General features: G+C 67.3%; 19 protein-coding genes. 7 read left to right on the top strand and 12 right to left on the bottom strand.

The window, feature by feature from the left end; all coding sequences use genetic code 11:
• Positions 1 to 97: 97 nt before the first annotated feature.
• Positions 98 to 415, bottom strand: coding sequence for a DUF2388 domain-containing protein (locus tag FW760_RS24330; protein WP_043860539.1), 318 nt, complete (start codon positions 413 to 415; stop codon positions 98 to 100).
• Positions 416 to 570: 155 nt separating this feature from the next.
• On the opposite strand from FW760_RS24330, the gene FW760_RS24325 reads away from it, so the two are divergent.
• From FW760_RS24325 to FW760_RS24315, 3 genes are read left to right on the top strand one after another with little or no spacing between them, the layout of a single operon-like run.
• A complete protein-coding gene (locus FW760_RS24325) occupies positions 571 to 1,629 on the top strand; it encodes an NAD(P)-dependent alcohol dehydrogenase (RefSeq protein ID WP_058540721.1) in 1,059 nt (352 codons plus the stop codon).
• 37 nt (positions 1,630 to 1,666) lie between these two features.
• Complete coding sequence (locus FW760_RS24320) at positions 1,667 to 2,290, top strand: glutathione S-transferase family protein (protein WP_043860541.1); 624 nt, start codon at positions 1,667 to 1,669, stop codon at positions 2,288 to 2,290.
• Entirely contained in the window at positions 2,268 to 3,470 is a 1,203-nt protein-coding gene (locus FW760_RS24315) for an MFS transporter (protein ID WP_078480128.1), read from the top strand. Before FW760_RS24320 ends, FW760_RS24315 begins: the two co-directional genes overlap by 23 nt.
• A 279-nt stretch (positions 3,471 to 3,749) precedes the next feature.
• Here FW760_RS24315 and FW760_RS24310 read toward each other — a convergent pair whose 3' ends face one another.
• Positions 3,750 to 4,640 (bottom strand): DMT family transporter, encoded by an 891-nt coding sequence (locus tag FW760_RS24310; protein ID WP_054915345.1) that lies wholly within the window; start codon positions 4,638 to 4,640, stop codon positions 3,750 to 3,752.
• A 105-nt stretch (positions 4,641 to 4,745) separates the two neighbouring features.
• On the opposite strand from FW760_RS24310, the gene FW760_RS24305 reads away from it, so the two are divergent.
• Positions 4,746 to 6,077, top strand: a complete 1,332-nt coding sequence (locus FW760_RS24305; RefSeq protein WP_446444062.1) for an aminotransferase-like domain-containing protein — start codon at positions 4,746 to 4,748, stop codon at positions 6,075 to 6,077.
• Between the two features lie 10 nt (positions 6,078 to 6,087).
• Here the strand turns inward: FW760_RS24305 and FW760_RS24300 are convergent, their stop codons facing one another.
• From FW760_RS24300 to FW760_RS24290, 3 genes are all read right to left on the bottom strand, one after another.
• On the bottom strand, positions 6,088 to 8,376 hold the full coding sequence (locus tag FW760_RS24300; RefSeq protein WP_078480129.1) for a TonB-dependent receptor: 2,289 nt from the start codon (positions 8,374 to 8,376) through the stop codon (positions 6,088 to 6,090).
• Positions 8,377 to 8,457: 81 nt separating this feature from the next.
• On the bottom strand, positions 8,458 to 9,576 hold the full coding sequence (locus tag FW760_RS24295; RefSeq protein ID WP_043860506.1) for an aryl-sulfate sulfotransferase: 1,119 nt from the start codon (positions 9,574 to 9,576) through the stop codon (positions 8,458 to 8,460).
• Positions 9,577 to 9,642: 66 nt separating this feature from the next.
• Positions 9,643 to 10,632, bottom strand: a complete 990-nt coding sequence (locus FW760_RS24290) for an ABC transporter substrate-binding protein (protein WP_446444061.1) — start codon at positions 10,630 to 10,632, stop codon at positions 9,643 to 9,645.
• 31 nt (positions 10,633 to 10,663) lie between these two features.
• Between FW760_RS24290 and FW760_RS24285 the strand changes: the two genes are divergently transcribed.
• A complete protein-coding gene (locus FW760_RS24285) occupies positions 10,664 to 11,806 on the top strand; it encodes a GlxA family transcriptional regulator (protein WP_446444060.1) in 1,143 nt (380 codons plus the stop codon).
• A gap of 27 nt (positions 11,807 to 11,833) precedes the next feature.
• Positions 11,834 to 12,310, top strand: a complete 477-nt coding sequence (locus FW760_RS24280) for a hypothetical protein (RefSeq protein WP_043860504.1) — start codon at positions 11,834 to 11,836, stop codon at positions 12,308 to 12,310.
• A gap of 161 nt (positions 12,311 to 12,471) precedes the next feature.
• Here FW760_RS24280 and FW760_RS24275 read toward each other — a convergent pair whose 3' ends face one another.
• Both FW760_RS24275 and FW760_RS24270 read right to left on the bottom strand, forming a co-directional pair.
• Complete coding sequence (locus FW760_RS24275) at positions 12,472 to 12,951, bottom strand: HIT family protein (protein ID WP_123752519.1); 480 nt, start codon at positions 12,949 to 12,951, stop codon at positions 12,472 to 12,474.
• Entirely contained in the window at positions 12,948 to 13,418 is a 471-nt protein-coding gene (locus FW760_RS24270) for a hypothetical protein (RefSeq protein ID WP_054915351.1), read from the bottom strand. Before FW760_RS24270 ends, FW760_RS24275 begins: the two co-directional genes overlap by 4 nt.
• Positions 13,419 to 13,531: 113 nt before the next feature.
• Here FW760_RS24270 and FW760_RS24265 point away from each other — a divergent pair, with 113 nt between their 5' ends.
• The gene (locus FW760_RS24265) at positions 13,532 to 13,834 is read left to right on the top strand and encodes a DUF7693 family protein (RefSeq protein WP_043860502.1); all 303 of its coding nucleotides are present in this window, start codon (positions 13,532 to 13,534) and stop codon (positions 13,832 to 13,834) included.
• Here FW760_RS24265 and FW760_RS24260 read toward each other — a convergent pair.
• The 5 genes from FW760_RS24260 to FW760_RS24240 form a co-directional block, all read right to left on the bottom strand.
• Complete coding sequence (locus FW760_RS24260; protein WP_043860501.1) at positions 13,831 to 14,160, bottom strand: hypothetical protein; 330 nt, start codon at positions 14,158 to 14,160, stop codon at positions 13,831 to 13,833. The two genes, FW760_RS24265 and FW760_RS24260, sit on opposite strands and share 4 nt — an antisense overlap.
• Positions 14,161 to 14,232: 72 nt before the next feature.
• Complete coding sequence (locus FW760_RS24255; RefSeq protein WP_058540691.1) at positions 14,233 to 14,958, bottom strand: DUF72 domain-containing protein; 726 nt, start codon at positions 14,956 to 14,958, stop codon at positions 14,233 to 14,235.
• Positions 14,955 to 15,743 carry an exodeoxyribonuclease III gene (gene xth, locus FW760_RS24250; RefSeq protein ID WP_043860499.1) on the bottom strand — a complete coding sequence of 263 codons (789 nt, stop codon included), beginning with the start codon at positions 15,741 to 15,743 and terminating at the stop codon, positions 14,955 to 14,957. Before xth ends, FW760_RS24255 begins: the two co-directional genes overlap by 4 nt.
• A 17-nt stretch (positions 15,744 to 15,760) precedes the next feature.
• Positions 15,761 to 16,003 (bottom strand): hypothetical protein, encoded by a 243-nt coding sequence (locus FW760_RS24245; RefSeq protein WP_078480135.1) that lies wholly within the window; start codon positions 16,001 to 16,003, stop codon positions 15,761 to 15,763.
• Positions 16,004 to 16,078: 75 nt separating this feature from the next.
• The gene (locus tag FW760_RS24240; protein WP_043860497.1) at positions 16,079 to 17,212 is read right to left on the bottom strand and encodes a GGDEF domain-containing protein; all 1,134 of its coding nucleotides are present in this window, start codon (positions 17,210 to 17,212) and stop codon (positions 16,079 to 16,081) included.
• Between the last annotated feature and the right edge of the window lie 152 nt (positions 17,213 to 17,364).

The following is a 17,364-nucleotide window of genomic DNA, read 5'->3' as shown; positions in this document are numbered from 1 at the left end:
CGTACCCATCGCGGGTCAAGCCCGCTCCCACAAAGACCATGAAGATCCCTGTGGGAGCGGGCTTGACCCGCGATGGGCTCACCTTGCCTGCGGCGCCTTACTGCCCCGCCCCCAGCTCATCCTGGGTCAGTATCGCCTTGGCCAGGTCTTCGTCACTGGCCTGCAACCCCGGGTTCTGCTGACGGATACGCTGCAGCATCGACTCCAGGTACACACCGCGAATTTCGCCGCCGCTGGCGATGAACGTCGAAGCATCATCGCGCGCCGGAATCACCAGCTTGTCGTCCTTGAAGGTCGAGTACAACGAGGCGGAAACCCCGGCGGAGGTGGCGACATCGCGACCATCCACACGGGCCAGGGCCGTGCCCAAAGGCAGGCAGAGCACAAGGGAAGAAACCAGCAGTAAACGGCGCATGACGATGCCTCCGTGATGGGGGGGAACCTACATTCATTAGGATAGGCCCCCCAGGCCAAGAGTTCCCGCCAATATCCCTACCCGCCCACCGAAGCCCGCCATGCTGGCTATATTGAAACCCTGGTCCCCATTCCCGAGCGTGACGAGAGGTGAACATGTACACCATTGGCTATGCAGCGCAGCACCGCGAAGCACCGCTGGCACCCTTCAAGTTCGAACGCCGCGCCCTGCGCCCCAACGACGTGGCGATGCAGATCCTGTACTGCGGCGTATGCCACTCCGACCTGCACCAGGCCCGCGACGACTGGGGTTTCAGCCGCTACCCGATCGTGCCCGGCCACGAGATCGTCGGGCGCGTGACCGAGGTGGGCAGCCAGGTCACCCGCTACAAGGTCGGTGACGCCGTGGCGGTGGGCTGCATGGTCGACTCCTGCCAGCAGTGCGACCAGTGCCGCAAGGGTGAGGAACAGCTGTGCCGCGAGAACAACACGCAAACCTACAACAGCCTGGACCGCATCACCCGCGAACCCACCTACGGCGGCTATTCCAAGCACCTTGTAGTGCGCGAGGAGTTCGTGCTGCGCGTGCCCGACGGCCTGGACCTGGCCAAGGCCGCGCCGCTGCTGTGCGCCGGCATCACCACCTATTCGCCGCTGCGCACCTGGAATGCCGGGCCCGGCAGCCGCGTCGCGGTCATCGGCCTGGGCGGGCTGGGGCACATGGCCGTGAAGCTGGCGGCGGGCCTGGGTGCCGACGTCACGGTGCTCAGCCGCACCCCCGACAAACTCGATGATGCGCGGGCGCTGGGCGCCGACAAGCTGCTGGTATCGTCCGACGCCAAGGCCATGGCCGCCGCGCGCTCCAGCTTCGACCTGATCATCGACACGGTGCCGGTGCGCCATGACGTGTCGCCCTACATGTCGCTGCTGGACGTGGACGGCACCCTGGTGATCGTCGGCCAGGTGGGGCCGATCGACGAACAACTGACCGTGCCGTTCATCCTCGGCCGGCGGCGCCTGGCCGGCTCGCCGATTGGCGGGATTGCGCAAACCCAGGAGATGCTCGACTTCTGCGCGAAGAAGAACATTCTGCCGGAGTGTGAAATGATCCGCATGGACCAGATCAACGAGGCGTTCGAACGCATGCAGCGCTCCGATGTGCGCTACCGCTTCGTGATCGACATGGCCTCGCTCGACGACACCACCGGCGCCTGACGCGCCTCACTCCCCTACCGAACCACAAGGGCCTCCCATGCTGCAGATACTCGGCAAAGCTTCCTCCATCAATGTACGCAAGGTGCTATGGGCCTGCACCGAGCTGGGTATCGCCTTCGAGCGCGAGGACTGGGGCTCGGGCTTCAGGTCCACCTTCAGCCCGCAGTTCCTGGCCCTCAACCCCAACGCCATGGTGCCGGTGATCAAGGACGGCGACTTCGTGCTGTGGGAGTCCAACAGCATCCTGCGCTACCTGGCCAACCAGTACCACGGGCAGCACCTCTACCCCGCCGAGCCCCGGGTGCGCGCACGGGTGGACCAGTGGATGGACTGGCAGGCCACCGACCTCAACAAGTCCTGGACCTACCCCTTCCTGTCGCTGGTGCGCCATTCCCCCGACCATCAGGACCCCGAGGCACTGGCGGCGGCATGCAGGCAGTGGACCACCAACCTGCAGATCCTCGACCGCCAGCTCGAATCGACCGGCGCCTACGTCAGTGGCCAGGACTTTTCACTGGCGGACATCGCCATCGGCCTGTCGGTCAATCGCTGGTTCGAAACCCCGCTGGAGCATCCGGATTTTGCAGCGGTTCGGGCATACTACGAGCGTCTGACCGAACGCGAAGGGTTTGTCATCCATGGAAGAAACGGTACCCCGTAACGCCACCGTCACCACCGAAACCTCGGTGCGCCGCCGCTCGCTGCTGGCCGGCTGCAGCGCCCACGCGGTGCACGACGGGCTCACCGACGTGATCTACGTGCTGCTGCCGCTGTGGCAGGCGCAGTTCGGCCTCAGCCTGGCCCAGGTGGGCCTGTTGCGCGGGGCCTATTCCGGGATGATGGCCGGTTTTCAGCTGCTGGCCAGCCGCGCGGCCCGGCGCTTTGGCCGCGAGCGCCTGCTGGTGGGCGGCACGCTGCTGGCCGGCGTGGCCTACCTGGTCGCCGGCCAGGCCACGGGCCTGGGTGTGCTGCTGGTGGCGCTGATGCTGGGCGGGCTGGGCGCCAGTACCCAGCACCCGCTGGCCTCCTCGATGATCACCGACAGCCACGCGGCGGGCGGCGGGGTCAAGCAGGCGCTGTCGCACTACAACTTCGCGGGCGATATCGGCAAGGCGGTCATTCCGGGCCTGATGGGCGTGCTGCTGGTGGCCGTCAGCTGGCGTACCGGTGCAACGCTGCTGGGCGTGCTGGGTGTGGCTGCGGCGGTGTTGCTGTGGTGGCTGATCCCCTCCCGGGCCCAGGCCCTGGCGGCGGGCGGCAAGGCGCCGAAGCTGGCCACCGGAAACGGCTCGCCGGGCGGCCTGCGTGCCCTGCTGATGCTGGGCATGCTCGACAGCGCGGTGCGCATGGGGTTTCTGACCTTCCTGCCGTTTCTGCTCAGGCTCAAGGGCGCCGGCACCGCCGGTATCGGCCTGGCGCTGACGCTGCTGTTCGTGGGCGGGGCCTTCGGCAAGCTGCTGTGCGGCTACCTGGGCGCACGCATCGGCCTGCTGAAAACCGTCTCGCTCACCGAAGCGGGGACCGCACTGTTGATCGTGCTGGCGGTGGTGCTGCCGTATTCGGCCACGCTGGTGATGCTGCCGTTGCTGGGCCTGGCGCTGAACGGCACCTCGTCGGTGCTGTATGGCGTGGTGCCGGAGCTGGCGGCTGCCGGCAAGCACGAGCAGGCCTTCGCGCTGTTCTACACCGGCACCATCGGTGGCGGCGCGCTGGCACCGGTGGTGTTCGGGCGGCTGGGGGACGTTACCGGGGTGCCCACGGCGGTGGTGGTGCTGGCGGCCACGCTGCTGCTCACGCTGCCGCTGGCGTGGCGGGTGAACAAGGGCTTGGTGGCAGAATAGAAAAGAAGGCGCGGGAGTCTCGGCGCCTTCCTGGTTTTGTGCGGGGTGTGGCGGGGGTTACAGGGGGGAGATGGTACCCAGTGCTCCGATTGCGAAGGCCAATACCAGAAAGCCGAATACAAAAATTGCCATCTTGCCCATGGGAGCTCCTAACTGAGGGGGTGCGGCTGTCGAAGGCCACATTGTCTGCCCCCTTCTGATCTGGAAACAGATGCAGCTAGCGAGGCAAAAAGCGGATCAGATGAGTTCGGCTCAAAAGCCCAGGCTGGGCGCAACCGTCTACCGCGCCCACCGCCTCGCCCCCGCCACACACAGGATCACCCCCACCGTCACCCCCAGCATACCCGGGCTGACCTGCTCGCCCAGCAACCCCGCCGCCAAGGCCAGGCCAAAGAACGGCTGCAGCAGCTGCAACTGCCCCACCGCCGCAATCCCGCCCTGGGCCAGGCCGCGGTACCAGAACACGAAACCGATCAGCATGCTGAACAGCGACACATACCCCAGGCTCACCCACGCCGGCAGGCTGATACCCGCAAACGTCGACGGCGCCAGGTACCAGGTCAGCACCAGCATCACCGGCAACGACACCAGCAGCGCCCAGCAGATCACCTGCCAACCGCCCAGCGCCCGCGACAACCGTGCCCCCTCGGCATAACCCAGGCCGCACACCACCACCGCCAGCAGCATCAGCAGGTCACCCTGGGGCGACGCCGCCAAGCCCTGCGACAACGCAAAGCCCACCACCATCAAGCACCCCAGCACCGAAAACAGCCAGAACACCGGGCGCGGGCGCTCGCCCCCGCGCAGCACGCCAAACACCGCGGTGGCCAGCGGCAGCATGCCGATGAACACGATCGAATGCGCCGAGGTCACGTACTGCAAGGCCAGCGCGGTCAGCAGCGGAAACCCCACCACCACCCCAAGCGACACCACGATCAAGGGCATTACCTGAGCCCGGGTCGGGCGCGGTTGCCTGAGCAGCATCAGCAAGGCCAGCGCCAGTACACCGGCAATGGCGGCACGCGCCACGGTGAGGAACACCGGGTCGAATTCCAGCACCGCCAGGCGCGTGGCCGGCAAGGAGCCGCTGAAAATCACCACGCCGATCAGGCCGTTGATCCAGCCACGGGTGGCGTCGTCCAGGGTACGAGGTTTGAGAGTCTGTTCCATTGAAGTCACGCTCGACAGGTTGCAGGGGTAAGGGCACGCTTGCCAAAAACCATGCTAGGGCCGACGATCAGCACAATCAAAAAATCGTCATGGATACATCTGCACATGCCTCGCTCGCGCTACAAGGCCCTGGTCGACACCTTTGCCGCCGACATTCGTGACGGCAGGCTCGCCCCTGGCACCCGCCTGCCCACCCACCGTCACCTGGCCGCGACCCATGGCCTGGCCCTGGTCACCGCGTCACGGGTTTATGCCGAACTCGAGCAGATGGGCCTGGTGAGCGGCGAGACCGGGCGCGGCACCTTCGTGCGCGAAACCTCGCTGCCGCCCGACCTGGGCGTCGACCAGCAGGTGGTGGCCGCCGGCATGGCCGACCTGAACTTCAACTACCCGGCATTGCCCGGCCAGGCCGACCTGCTGCGCAGCGGCTTGCGCCAGCTGGCACTGAGCGGCGACCTGGAAGCGCTGCTGCGCTACCAGCCCCATGCCGGGCGCGCCCATGAACGCGCCTGCATCGCCCGGCACCTGCTCGGTTGCGGGCTAAAGGTGAATCCAGAGCAGGTACTGATCGTCAGCGGCGCCCAGCACGGGTTGGCCGTGGTGCTGATGGCCCTGCTGCAGCCCGGCGACGTGATCGCGGTCGACGCCCTCACCTACTCCGGGTTCAAGGTGCTGGCCGAGGCGTTGCGCCTCGAAATGCTGCCGGTTCCGGTCACGCCCCACGGGCCGGACCTCGGCGCCCTGCAGCGGCTGTGCCGCAGCCGCCCGGTACGCGCGGTGTACAGCATGCCCACGCTGCACAACCCGCTGGGCTGGGTGATGAGCCTGGAGCAGCGCGAACAACTGGTGTCGATTGCCCGCACCCACAACCTGCACCTGATCGAGGACGCCGCCTACGCCTTCCTGGCCGACGACGCGCCGCCGCCCCTGGCCCAGCTGGCACCGGAGCGCACGCTGTACGTGTCAGGCCTGTCGAAGAACGTCGCCACCGGCCTGCGCGTGGGCTTCATTGCCGCCCCGCCGCACCAGGTTGCCGCGCTGGAGCGCTCCATTCGCGCCACCACCTGGAACACCCCCGGGGTGATGACCGCCATTGCCTGCGCCTGGATCGAGGACGGCACGGTGGAGCGCCTGGAAGCCGAGAAGCGCGCCGATGCCCAGGCCAGGCAGGCCATCGCCCGCGAAGTACTGGCGGGCATGCCCTGCGTCACCCACCCCACTTCGTACTTTCTGTGGCTACCGCTGGCCGATGACGCCCGCGCCGAACAGATCGCCGCCGCCCTGATGCGCGAACAGGTGGCGGTGTCCACCGCGCAGCCCTTCGCCACCACCAGTCACGTGCCGCGTGCACTCAGGCTGGCGCTGGGCTCGGTGGACCTGGACACGCTGCGCGCGGCGCTGGCGAAGGTACGCTGGGTGGTGCAGGCGTACTCCTGAAGCCCACGCCTCAGAAGTCGTAGCGTGCACTCATGCCCAGGGTGCGCGGCGTACCCAGCACCCCGGTGTAGGCGCCGTTGGGCGAGTTCCACAGGGTGGTGTAGTAGGTCTTGTCGAAGGCGTTCTTCAGCCACAGCGACACGTCCCACTGGCCCTGGCCCCAGTCGCCGCGCACCCCCGCCGACAGGTTGACCAGCGCATACCCCGGCAACTGCGCCAGGCGCGAATCGTCCACCGTGCCCACCGCCTGCGAGCGCCAGGCGTAGTTGCCGTTCACGTAGGGTTGCAGGCCGTTGTCCAGGTCCCACTGGTAGCTGGCGCTGGTGTTGGCAATCCATTTGGCCGCGCCCACCACGTTATGCCCGCTGAGGTCGCAGGCGGCCGGGGCGCCGGGGCGCAAGGCCACCTCCGCCGGGCATGGGGCGTTGTCGTAGGACAGGTAGCGCACATCGTTCCACGAGCCGTTCAGGCTCAGGGTCAGGCCACGGCTCACCCGCCAGGTACTGTCCAGCTCAAGGCCACGGCTGCGCACGCTGCCGGCGTTGGTCAGGTAGCTGGTGAGGTTGGCGTCGTCGTAGGCGTTGGTCTGGTAGCCGTGCACAATCGTCCAGAACAGGTTGGCATTGAGTTGCAGGCGCTGATCCAGCAGCGTGGTCTTGATGCCCAGTTCGGCGTCGTTGGCCCGTTCGCTACCGATCAGCAGCGAGTCGGCGCCGGCCACCGGGGCGCTGGCCACGCTGAGGTTGACCCCGCCGGACTTCTCCCCGTGGGACAACGAGCCATACGCCAGTACCTGGTCGTTAACCCGCCAGGCCAGGCTGGCCAGCGCCGACGGGCTGAAGCTGTAGAGGCTCAGGTCGCCCGAATCATAGGCGCCCACACGCCCCTGCCTTACCGCTGCCGCCGCACCCGTCACGCTCGCGCCGCCCACCGGGGCATCGCGCGTCACCCTGGCCTGCTTGCGCTCGTAGGTACCGCGCAGGCCCAGGCTCAGGTCCAGGCGCGGGGTCAGGTGCCAGGTGCCCTGGGCAAAGGTGGCGAAACTGTCGGTGTCGATGCTGCCGTGGCCCACGCTGTTCACATCGTTCAATGCGCCCTGCGGGGTGCCGTTCCAGGTGTCGGCCAGCGGCCCGTACTCGGTGAACACGCGGTTCTGCATCTGCTGGCGAAAGTAATAGCCGCCCACCACGTAATCGAACCGCTCACCCAGCGGCGAGGCCAGGCGCAGCTCTTGCGAATACTGCTTGTCGCGGGCCGACTGGCCTACGTTGTGCATCACGTCCACGTTCAGTTCGTCGTCGTTGCGCGGGGTGAAGTCCCACCAGCGGTAGGCGCTGATCGACGTCAGCGTGAAGCCATCGGCCAGCCCCCAGTTCGCCTCCAGCGAGGTGCCGCCCTGGAACACCGTGACACGCTGGTCGGCATCGAGGTTGACCCTGCGCCCGTCGACCAGCGTCGCGCCCACCGCCTGGGCCCGCTGTTCATAGCGGTTGACCCCGTTGATGGTCGGCCCGGTGCTGAACAGCGAGCGCGTGCCGGCGCTGGAGTGCTCCTCGTTGTAGTCGCCGATCCAGCGCAGGCTGAAGTCTTCCTGCGGCCTGAACAGCAACTGCCCGCGAAAGCCCTGGCGTCGGCCGCCGCCCAGGGTGTCGCCGTCGAATTGGTTCTCCACGTAGCCGTTCTCGTCGGTGCGGTAGGCCGCCACCCGCCCGGCCAGCGTGTCGGTCAACGGCCCCGACACACCGCCCTGCACCTGCCGGTAGCCGTCCTCGCCCAGCGACGTCGACACGTTGCCCTGCGGGGTGAAGGTGGGCTGGCGGGTGGCGATGTTGAGCACCCCGGCCGTGGTGTTCTTGCCGAACAGGGTGCCTTGCGGGCCGCGCAGCAAGGCGATCTGCTCGATGTCCAGCAGGTCGAACACGGCCATGCCGGGGCGGCCCAGGTAGACGTTGTCGAGGTAGATCCCGGCGCTGCCCTCCAGGCCGTCACTGGCCGGGTTGTTGCCCAGCCCGCGAATCGACAGGCTCGACTGGCGCGGGTTCATGAACGCCACGTTGACGCTGGGCATGGCCTGTTGCAGGTCCTGCAGGCGATACAGGCGCTGGGCCTCCAGGGCCTGGGCGCCCAGCACGCTCATGGGGGTGGGCACGTGCTGCGCCTCTTCGCTGCGCCGGCGCGCCTCGACCGTCACCGGGGCAAGGGTCGGGGCGTCGGTGGGGGCCGGCTCAGTGGCTGACGCAGGCAGTGACAGCAGGCCCAGTGCGGCCAGGCACAGGGGGCGTGGATAAGGCAGCTTCATCATCGATTCCTTTGGGGGTATGGCGGTACCTCGCTGCGCGTGGTGTGCGTGAGCGTGAGGGTGGGTGCTGGTGCGCTGTGTTCAGGCTTTCAGCCAGGGAATGTCGTCGCGCTGGTAACGGTGCGCGCGGAAGATCGCGTTGTTCTCGCCCGGCAGGTAGCGGCGCGAGGCCGCATCGGGGTAGGCGGCAAAATGCGGGTTGATGTACTCCCACACCACCTCGCCGGCCGGCGTCACTTCGAACAGGCGGCCGAAGTTGGCCTCGGTGATCAGCGTGTTGCCATTGTGCAGGCGCTGCGCACCGCCCATGAACGGGGTGAAGAAGGCGTAGCCGGGGGTATCGGCGTACTGCCATTCGATGCGCCGGGTCAGCGGGTCGATCTCCAGGATGCGCGAGTGCGGCATCGACACGTGGGGCCGCGAAATACCGTTATCGAACACCAGGATGCGGCCGTTCTCCAGCTCGCTCGGGCAATGCTGCTGCGCCACCAGATCGTGGCCCAGACGCCACAGCACCTCGCCGCTGCCGCGCTGCACGGCGATCACCGACGACACGCTGCGCAAGCTGAGGATCACCTTGCCATCGCGACCCGGGGTCACCGCATTGGTCATGGGCCAGTGGTAGCGCTCGAAGGTGTCGTGCAGCGGGTAGTCCTCGGGGCGCAGGTGCTCCCAGCTGCGCCACTCCCACACCACCTGGCCCTGGCGATCCACCTCCTTGACCACGTCGGCATAGATCACCCCGCCCGCCGCCTCGCTGCCGGGAATACCGCCCACCACGCGGCTGGCCAGCTCGGGGCTCAGGGGCTCGACCGTGGTGTACAACAGGTGGCCGTTGTCCAGCCACTGGGCATCGTGGTGGTGCAGCAGATCGGTGTGCTGCCACACCACCTCGCCTTGCGCGGTGACTTCACTGAAGGCGCCGCCGTGCCATACCGACCAGCCGGGGAACAGCTCGGGGGAGTCGGGGTGGTTGCCGTTGTAGCCCAGGTTGCCGTTGGGCAGTATCACCGCGTCGCGACCGGGGCGCTGGGGCAGCTTCCAGCGGTGTACCACTTCGCCGTCCAGGTCGATCAGGAACACGTTGCCGTCGGCGGTCTGCGGTGCGAACAGGGTATAACCCCCGGCGCTGCGGGCGTGGTCCACGGCAACCAGGCCGGTCCTGTGGCGTTTGAGGGTCGGGGTGTGCAGGGCAGTCATGAGGTTTCTCCGGGTGAGTGGTGCCCTGCCGACGGCAGGTCGGCATGGCAGGTCGAGTTGAAGTGTTTAGTCAGGTTGTGGCAGCAAACTGTTGAAACGGCTATCGAATACCTGTTCAACCTGCAACGGTTTGGGGTTCAGGCGCTCGGCGGCGAAGGCATCGGCCAGGCGTTGCTGCAAGGCGATGATCGAAGGGTCGATGGGCACATAGCGCAGGTGCTGGTGCGCCAGCATCTCGCGCACCAGCTCAAGGGGCAGGCGCGTGCTGCCTGCCAGCGCCTGGGCCCAGGCATCCGGGTGGGCGGTGGCCCAGGCCTGCGCCCTGGCCAGGCGCACCATCAGCTCGCCCAGCTGTCGAGCACGCTGCGGGTCGGCCAGGGCCTGGCCGCTGGCGACCGTGAAGTTAAGGCCGGTCTCGGGCCAGGCCGAGCCGTCCACCAGCACCCGGGCGCCGTGGGCGGTGGCCTGCCCGACAAAGGGGTACCACACCGCCCAGGCGTCCAGGTGGCCACTGGCAAAGGCGTTTTGCGCATCGATGGGGCTGGCATAGGCGATCTTCACCTCCCGGGGGCTCAGCCCGGCCTGGCGCAGCGCGGCCAGCAGCAGGTAGTGGCCGCTGGAGCCTTTGGCCACCGCCACGCGCCGGCCCTTGAGGTCGACCACCTGTTGCACCGTCGAGCCTTGTGGCAGCAGCAGCGCATTGTTGTTCTGGGCGCCGTCGGCCACGCCGATGATACGGATGTCGAAACCGCCGGCCTGGGCAAACACCGGCGGCGCATTGCCCACCACCCCCACATCCACCGCCCCGGCACTCAGCGCCTCGAGCAAGGCCGGGCCGGCCGGGAACGGGTGCCAGCTCAGGGGCAAGGTAAGGGGCTCGGCCTCCCCGGCGGCCTGCAGCAGGGTTTGTACCAGCCCGCTCTGGTCGCCGACCCGCAGCGCGGCAGGTGCGGCGCTGACGGCCTGGGCCAGCACCATGCCGGCGCACAGCGCCACGGCGCGCAAGGTGGTGCGGCGGGCGTGCAGGTGCTTGGCAGCAGCAGCGAATAACGGCATTGTCGTCCCCTTGTTTCGTGTTGAACCCAGTATGTCGAGCCCCCCCGTGCAACTCCATGCCAAACACCCCTCCTTTGCTGCCACGCCACCCGCGCCCCGCGCGGTGGTGGTGCTGGGTTTCGACGATGCGTTGCTGCTCAATGCGGCCGGCCCGCTGGAGGTGTTCGGCGCCGTGCCGCGCCTGCTGGCCGGCGCGTTCGCACAGCACCCGCCCTATCGCCTGGTACTGGCCTCGCCCGAGGGCGGCCTGATCAGCACGGTGTCGGGCATCGAGGTGATGACCCGTTCACTGGCGCAGTTGGACCTGGAGCTGCGCGACATCGACACCCTGATCGTGGCCGGCGGCCCTGGGGTGGCCGCACTGGAAGCAGACCCGCGCGCGTGCGACTGGCTGCGCCGGCGCCATGGGCAGATTCGCCGGCTGTGCTCGGTGGGCACCGGCACCTTCGCGCTGGCGGCTGCGGGCCTGCTCGATGGCCGTCGGGTGGTGACCCACTGGAAGTTCAATGACGAGTTGCAGGCGCGCTACCCCAGCGTGCAGTGCCAGCCCGACGCGCTGTACCTGAACGACGCCAACCTGTGGACCTGCGGCGGCGCCACGGCGGGCATCGACCTGGCGCTGGCACTGGTGGAGCAGGACCTGGGCCCCCACGCGGCCCTGGCGCTGGCACGCTACTTCACGGTGTTTCTGTGGCGCTCGGCCGGGCAACCGCAACTCAGTGCCTCGTTGCAGGCACAGTCCAACGCGCTGCGCACCGCACCGGATGTGCGCCTGGCCCGGCTGCATGCCTGGATCGCCGCCAACCTGGATGGCGACCTGCGGGTGGAGCGCCTGGCCGAGCAGTTCGGCATGAGCCCGCGGCATTTTGCCCGGGCCTATGTGGCGGCCACGGGTGACACGCCGGCCCAGGCGGTGGAAACATTGCGCCTTGAAGCGGCGTGCCGCCTGCTGGAGACCACCCGCGAGCCGATCAAGCGCATTGCCGAAACCGTCGGCTTCGGCCGCGAAGAACGCATGCGCCGGGTGTTTCAGAAAGAGCTGGGCACCAGCCCGCTGGGTTATCGTACCCAGGCCAGGGCCCCGCAACCGGGCGTGCCCGTGCCGGTGGCCGGCCAGACCGGCTACCGCCATGTGGAGCGGCCGGGCATCGCGCTGGAGCATCTGGCGCAGTAGATTCGGATTGTCGAGAACGGAGTGATCATGAAAGTTCTGTATACCCTGCTTGCCCTGCTGGCGTTGAGCGGACTGGGTGGCACCGCCTATGCCAAGGCACCGGCCGCAGAGGCGGCGCGCGAGTTCGTGGTCAAGAGCCAGGCCGGGGCCAACCTGGGGCCGATTGCGCTGTCGGCGGCCATGCGCACCAACACCTACGGCCTGCTGACTGCGCAGGTCGGCAGCCAGCAAGCGGAAAAGAGCGTGACGGCGGCCATCAAGGGGTTGCTGCCCAAGTACCAGCCGCAGTGGGACCAGCACCTGGTCGAGGCCTACAGCCAGTCGTTCTCGGCGAAGGAGCTGGCGTCACTGGCCAGCGAAGGTCGCGAATCCAAGTATGCCGACAAGGTGATGAGCAAGCAGCCAGACATCGGCAAGGCCATGCAGGCCAGTGCCAGGCCGGTGCTGATCGAGCTGGTGACCGAGGCGTTGAAGGTGGCGGTGGCGGCGCATCCGGTGAAGTGAGGGGCGTAGTTGCCTGCTGGTGCTGCGCACCCGATCGCGGGTCAAGCCCGCTCCCACAGGTTTGCGCTGCTTCTGTGGGAGCGGGCTTGGCCCGCGATCGAGCGCAAAGCGCTCGCATGGCTCAAATCACACGGGTAGTGCCCCTTCCAACCATAGGTCCCTCATCGCAACGCCTCACGCACACATTCAATGGCTTCACCTACCGAGCGCCCCTGCACCGCTGGCGGGTCTTCGCGCTCACCGAACTCGCGCCACACGAACAGGGTCAGCTCCGCGCCATCGGTGAGCGACTGGCAGCCGGCCCCGGCATAGGTCTGCAGCAGCCGATAGCGCTCATCCTTCCAGAACAGCGCCTCCACCCAGTCGTACACCGGGATGAAGTGAAAGTGAATCGGGTACCCCGGCATATGCCCGTACCGGCTGATGTACAGCCACTTGGGCTGCAACTGGCGCTCCATCACCGCCTGCGTCCTGGCCATCAGCCCGCCCATCTCGGCCAGCGCCGCGTCGGGCAGTTGCGCCAGTGAATCGACCGACTGGCGCGACCCCAGCATCAGATAACCCGGCAACGCCGAAGACAGATGGTGGTTGAGTACCCAGTGCGCGGTTTCGTGAACGATGAACTCAGCGGGGATCTTCAACGCGCCTTCACCTCGGCCAGCGCCTCGCGCAGTGCCTGTGCATCGGCCAATTCCTGCTTGGCCGTCACGCGCCCGTGCTCCAGTTGCAGCAACAGCACCGTGCCCTCGGCGCCCGGGTAACGCGAGGCCACCCGCCCCTCGCGGTCCAGCAGCACGCGGTAGCTGTAGTCGCGCATGGCCGGGATGGCGAACAGCTTGGCGATCAGCGCCGGCATGCGCTGCACGTCGGCGACAAACACACCCTTGCGCGCCTCCAGGTAGCCCTTGGGCTGCCCCTCCAGCACCGCCTTGACCAGCTTGCCACCCTCCATGCTGCGCGCCACCAGCACCAGGGCAGTGTCGTCGTTGAGGGTATACGGCTGCTCGAACTGGTCGAGCAGGGTCCACGGGGCCACGCGCTCGCCCACCTCAAGCGCCTGGGCAACGATGGGCATCAGGCCCAGCAACAGCACGATCAGCACTCTCACACCACACCTCGTTCATTGGGCTTCGACAAGCCGGCGACTATAGCGCGACTCAGGCAGGCGAAGACATCGCCCGCGCCACCGCATAAAGTGACGCTTTTTTCCGGGAGGTATGGATGAACGCGCCCACTGACCACACCCTCACCGCCCGCGAGGTGTGCCAGCAGCTACGTGACGCCGCCCTGGGGCTGGCCAGCCTGCAGTGCCTGCAGGCGCAACCGGCCAGTGGCGTGATGCAGGTGCAGATCGACGGCTGGCAGTTGAGCCTGGATGTCGAACACGGCCACCTGCACCACTGCCAGCGCTGCCAGAGCCCGGATGGCCGGGTGTACGAGCCTGGCCTGCGCTACGGCACCGACCCGGTCTACCTGCTCAGCACCTGGGAACTGGCCCGGATCGAGCGCCTGCTCGGCGCCTAGCGCTGCGCCATGGCATGGCGCGCGCACTGTTCGTAGTAGGTCTGCTTGATGGCTGGCGGCTTGAGCCGCGAGCGGCTGTTGTAGGTCTGTTCGGTAATGCCCATGGCCGTCATGCGCATCCACGGCTTGGGGAACTTGCGCGATTGCAGACGCTTGCGCGCGGCATACAGCGTGACCCCGGACAGCTTGGACTGCTGCGCGCCGGCGGCAATCTCCGAACCCCAGCTGCACACGAAGCGGTCATTCTTGTTCAGCGCCTTGGCGTGCGTCGCCAGCGAGAAGGTGGCCAGTGCGCACACGGCCACGGTCATCACGAAACCTCGCATGAAGTCATCCTAACCCGTTGAAAGGCGGCGAGTTTGCCAAGGATGAAAAGGCGCCGGGGCCAGCAAATTGCCTTATGTGTCCTCCAGCAGTTGCAGCAGGCCCAGTGCATCGCCTACCGCAGCGCCGCTGGCGGTGTTGTCGAAGATGCACCAGCACTCCACGCCGGCCTCCAGGGCCTGGCGTATGTCCTGGGCCAGCAGTGCCAGGCGTTCGTGCCCATAGGCGCTGTGATAGAGGCGTGGCGAGCCGTGCAGGCGCCAATAGCGCAAGCCGGCCCAGCCACCTGGCTGCACGGCACCGATGGGGCTGGGGTCGGCCCCCACCTGGGCAATGCGCCAGCGTTCGAGCAGCGCCCCGGCGTCGGCCCAGGAGGCATGGCGCGGCTCGAACGCCACCGCGCCGGCGTAGCGCTCACGCAGTGCACCGAAGAACGCCTGCGCCACCTGCGGCTCGCAGGCCAGCGATGGCGGGGTCTGCACCAGCAGGCATCCCAGGCGCTCGCCCAGCTGCGTGCACTGCTGCACAAACGCATCCAGCAACCCGGCGCAGTCATGCAGGCGTTGCACATGGGTGATCTGCTTGGGCACCTTGACCGAGAATGCGAAGCCTGGCGGTACCGCATGAGCCCAGCGCGCATAGGTGGCGGGCTGGTGCGGGCGGTAGAACGAGCTGTTGATTTCCACGGCCGGCAGGCGCGACGCATAACGCTGCAGGTGCGTGCCCTGCTCGGCGAACGCCGGCCAGTACGCGCGCGGCAGGCTCCAGCCGGCACAGCCGATGCGTAACAAGGGGCTCATCGAGCGGCCTTGAGTTCGATCCAGGTGGGTGCATGGTCGCTGGCATGCGCTTCGTTGCGCACCCAGGCATCGACCCCGGCGTTTTTCAGGCGCCTGGCCAGCGGCGGGTTGAGCAGCAGGTGGTCGATGCGCAACCCCGAGTTCTTCTGCCAGTGCTGGCGAAAATAGTCCCAGAAGGTGTACACCCGCTCGTCCGGGTACAGGTGGCGGATAGCGTCCGTCCAGCCCTGGGCCAGCAGGCGCTGGTAGCATTCGCGGCTTTCGGGCTGCAGCAGCGCGTCCTTGAGCCAGGAGCGCGGGTTGTAGATATCCAGGTCGGTGGGCACCACATTGAAGTCGCCGGCCAGCAGCACCGGGTGCTCGCTGTTCACCAGGCCCTGGGCGTGGGCGATCAGGCGTTCGAACCAGGCCAGCTTGTAGTCGAACTTGGGCCCCGGTTGCGGGTTGCCATTGGGCAGGTACAGGCAGCCGACCTGAATGCCCAGCACCGCCGCTTCGAGATACCGGCTTTGCGTATCGTCCTCGCTTCCCGGCAAGCCGCGGCGCACCTCCAGCGGTTGCGCGTCACGGGCCAGAATCGCCACGCCGTTCCACGACGCCTGGCCATGGTGCAGGCAGCCATAGCCGAGGGCTTCGAAGTCAGCCACAGGGAACGCGCTGTCTACCGCCTTGAGCTCCTGCAGGCAGGCGATGTCGGGCTGTTCCCGCTCCAGCCAGGCCAGCAGGTTGGGCAGCCGCGCCCGCAGGCCGTTGATGTTGAATGTGGCGATCTTCAGCGTTTTCATCCGCACCTCCCTGGCGATCAGGTATCCGGGTCGTCGACCTTGGCCTCCACGGCCGCTTCGATGGCGTGCGTGTTCGCCTCATCGGCCATGGCCTTGAGCGCCAGCCAGTCGTCCCATTCGATGGCACCGTCGTCCAGCAGCGCCTGGGCCAGGCTGACCAGGGCCTGGTGGTAGGCATCCGGCGATTCCAGCCGGTAACTCTGATCGTCCAGCACGGCATACCAGGCTTTGAGTTCAGGCATATTGCGGTCAACCGACATGGCATTGTCCTCTGGGTCACTCAGCTCTAGTGAGTGCCGGGCGTGGCCGAACGTTCAGTTGCAGTGCACAGGCGGTCAGTCGGCCGCCACCACCTGATTGCGCCCCTGGGCCTTGGCACGGTACATCGCCTGGTCGGCGCTGTTGAGCAGGGTGTGCAGGTCGCTGTGCGCCGCACTGGCCACCGCCACGCCGAAGCTGGCCGTCATGCCCTGGCGACCATCGCTGTGGTGCACGAACTGCAATTGGGCGATGGCTTGCGCCAACTGTTCGGCGATGCCCAGCGCCGTGTCCATCGGGGTGTCGGCCAGCAGCACCGCGAACTCCTCGCCGCCCAGCCGACCGTACACGTCGGTGTCGCGGAACGAGGCCTTGATCACCCCGCCGATCTGGCGCAGCACCTCGTCGCCGACCTGATGACCGTAGGTGTCGTTGATGCGCTTGAAGTGGTCGATGTCCAGCATCAGTGCGCACAGCGGGCGCTGCTCGCGCTGGCTGTGGGAGTACAACTGCTGGGCATGTTCGAAGAACGCCCGGCGGTTCTTCAGGCCGGTCAGCTCATCGGTTTGCGCCGCGCTGCTGGCGATGTGGTGCGCGCGTTCCATCTCGTGGGTCAGGCATAACGCCTTCTCCAGCGCCGCGCAGAGCTTGCCGGTGGCGCGCAGCATGAACGAGGAAAACACCAGCACCGCCAGGGCCATGCCGGTCTGCAGCTGCGAGGGCTGAAACAGCAGCCACAGCGTGCAGGGCAGCAGCACCAGGCCGATGGCGGCCAGGGTCATCGAGCGGTAGGCGTAATAGCAGGACACCGCGCTGCCCGACATGCCCACGGCGAACAACAGCACGATCGCCTGGGCCAGCAGACTGTCGTGCGGCATCACCGCCAGCGCCCCCAGGCCCCACACGCCGGCACTGAACACCAGGGTGACCCAGTATCTGCGTTCCCAGCGCGACGGGGTATGGCTGGTCTCGGGGCTGCGGTAGTAAGCGGTGAACAGCACGATGCGCGACAGGGTCGCCACGCTCAGCACGCCGATCCAGCTCAACGCGACGTTGTGTTCGATGTAGTCCCAGCACAGCCAGCACAGCATCACTGCGCCAAGAAAGCTGCCGTATACCGCGGTCAGCGACTGACGGAACAGCAACTGCAAACGGTCGGTACGGGCCAGTTGCGCCACAGTGGCATCAGGGTGCGAAAAGGGATGATCCATTGGCTATGCCCGCTATGGTGAAGCGCTGGTAAGCCGCATTGTGGCACTGTGCGATCATCTCGAACAGCCGGCTGTCGGCTGGGGCGCGCACGTGCGATTGAATGTTCAGAGGGTCGAGGATAGCCTGTGCGCACGGCGGCCATGCCGACGTC

It is taken from the genome of Pseudomonas sp. 1176_21, from assembly GCF_052850635.1.
The sequence above is the reverse complement of the archived record's forward strand: the minus strand, read 5'-3'. Positions and strand labels throughout refer to the sequence as shown.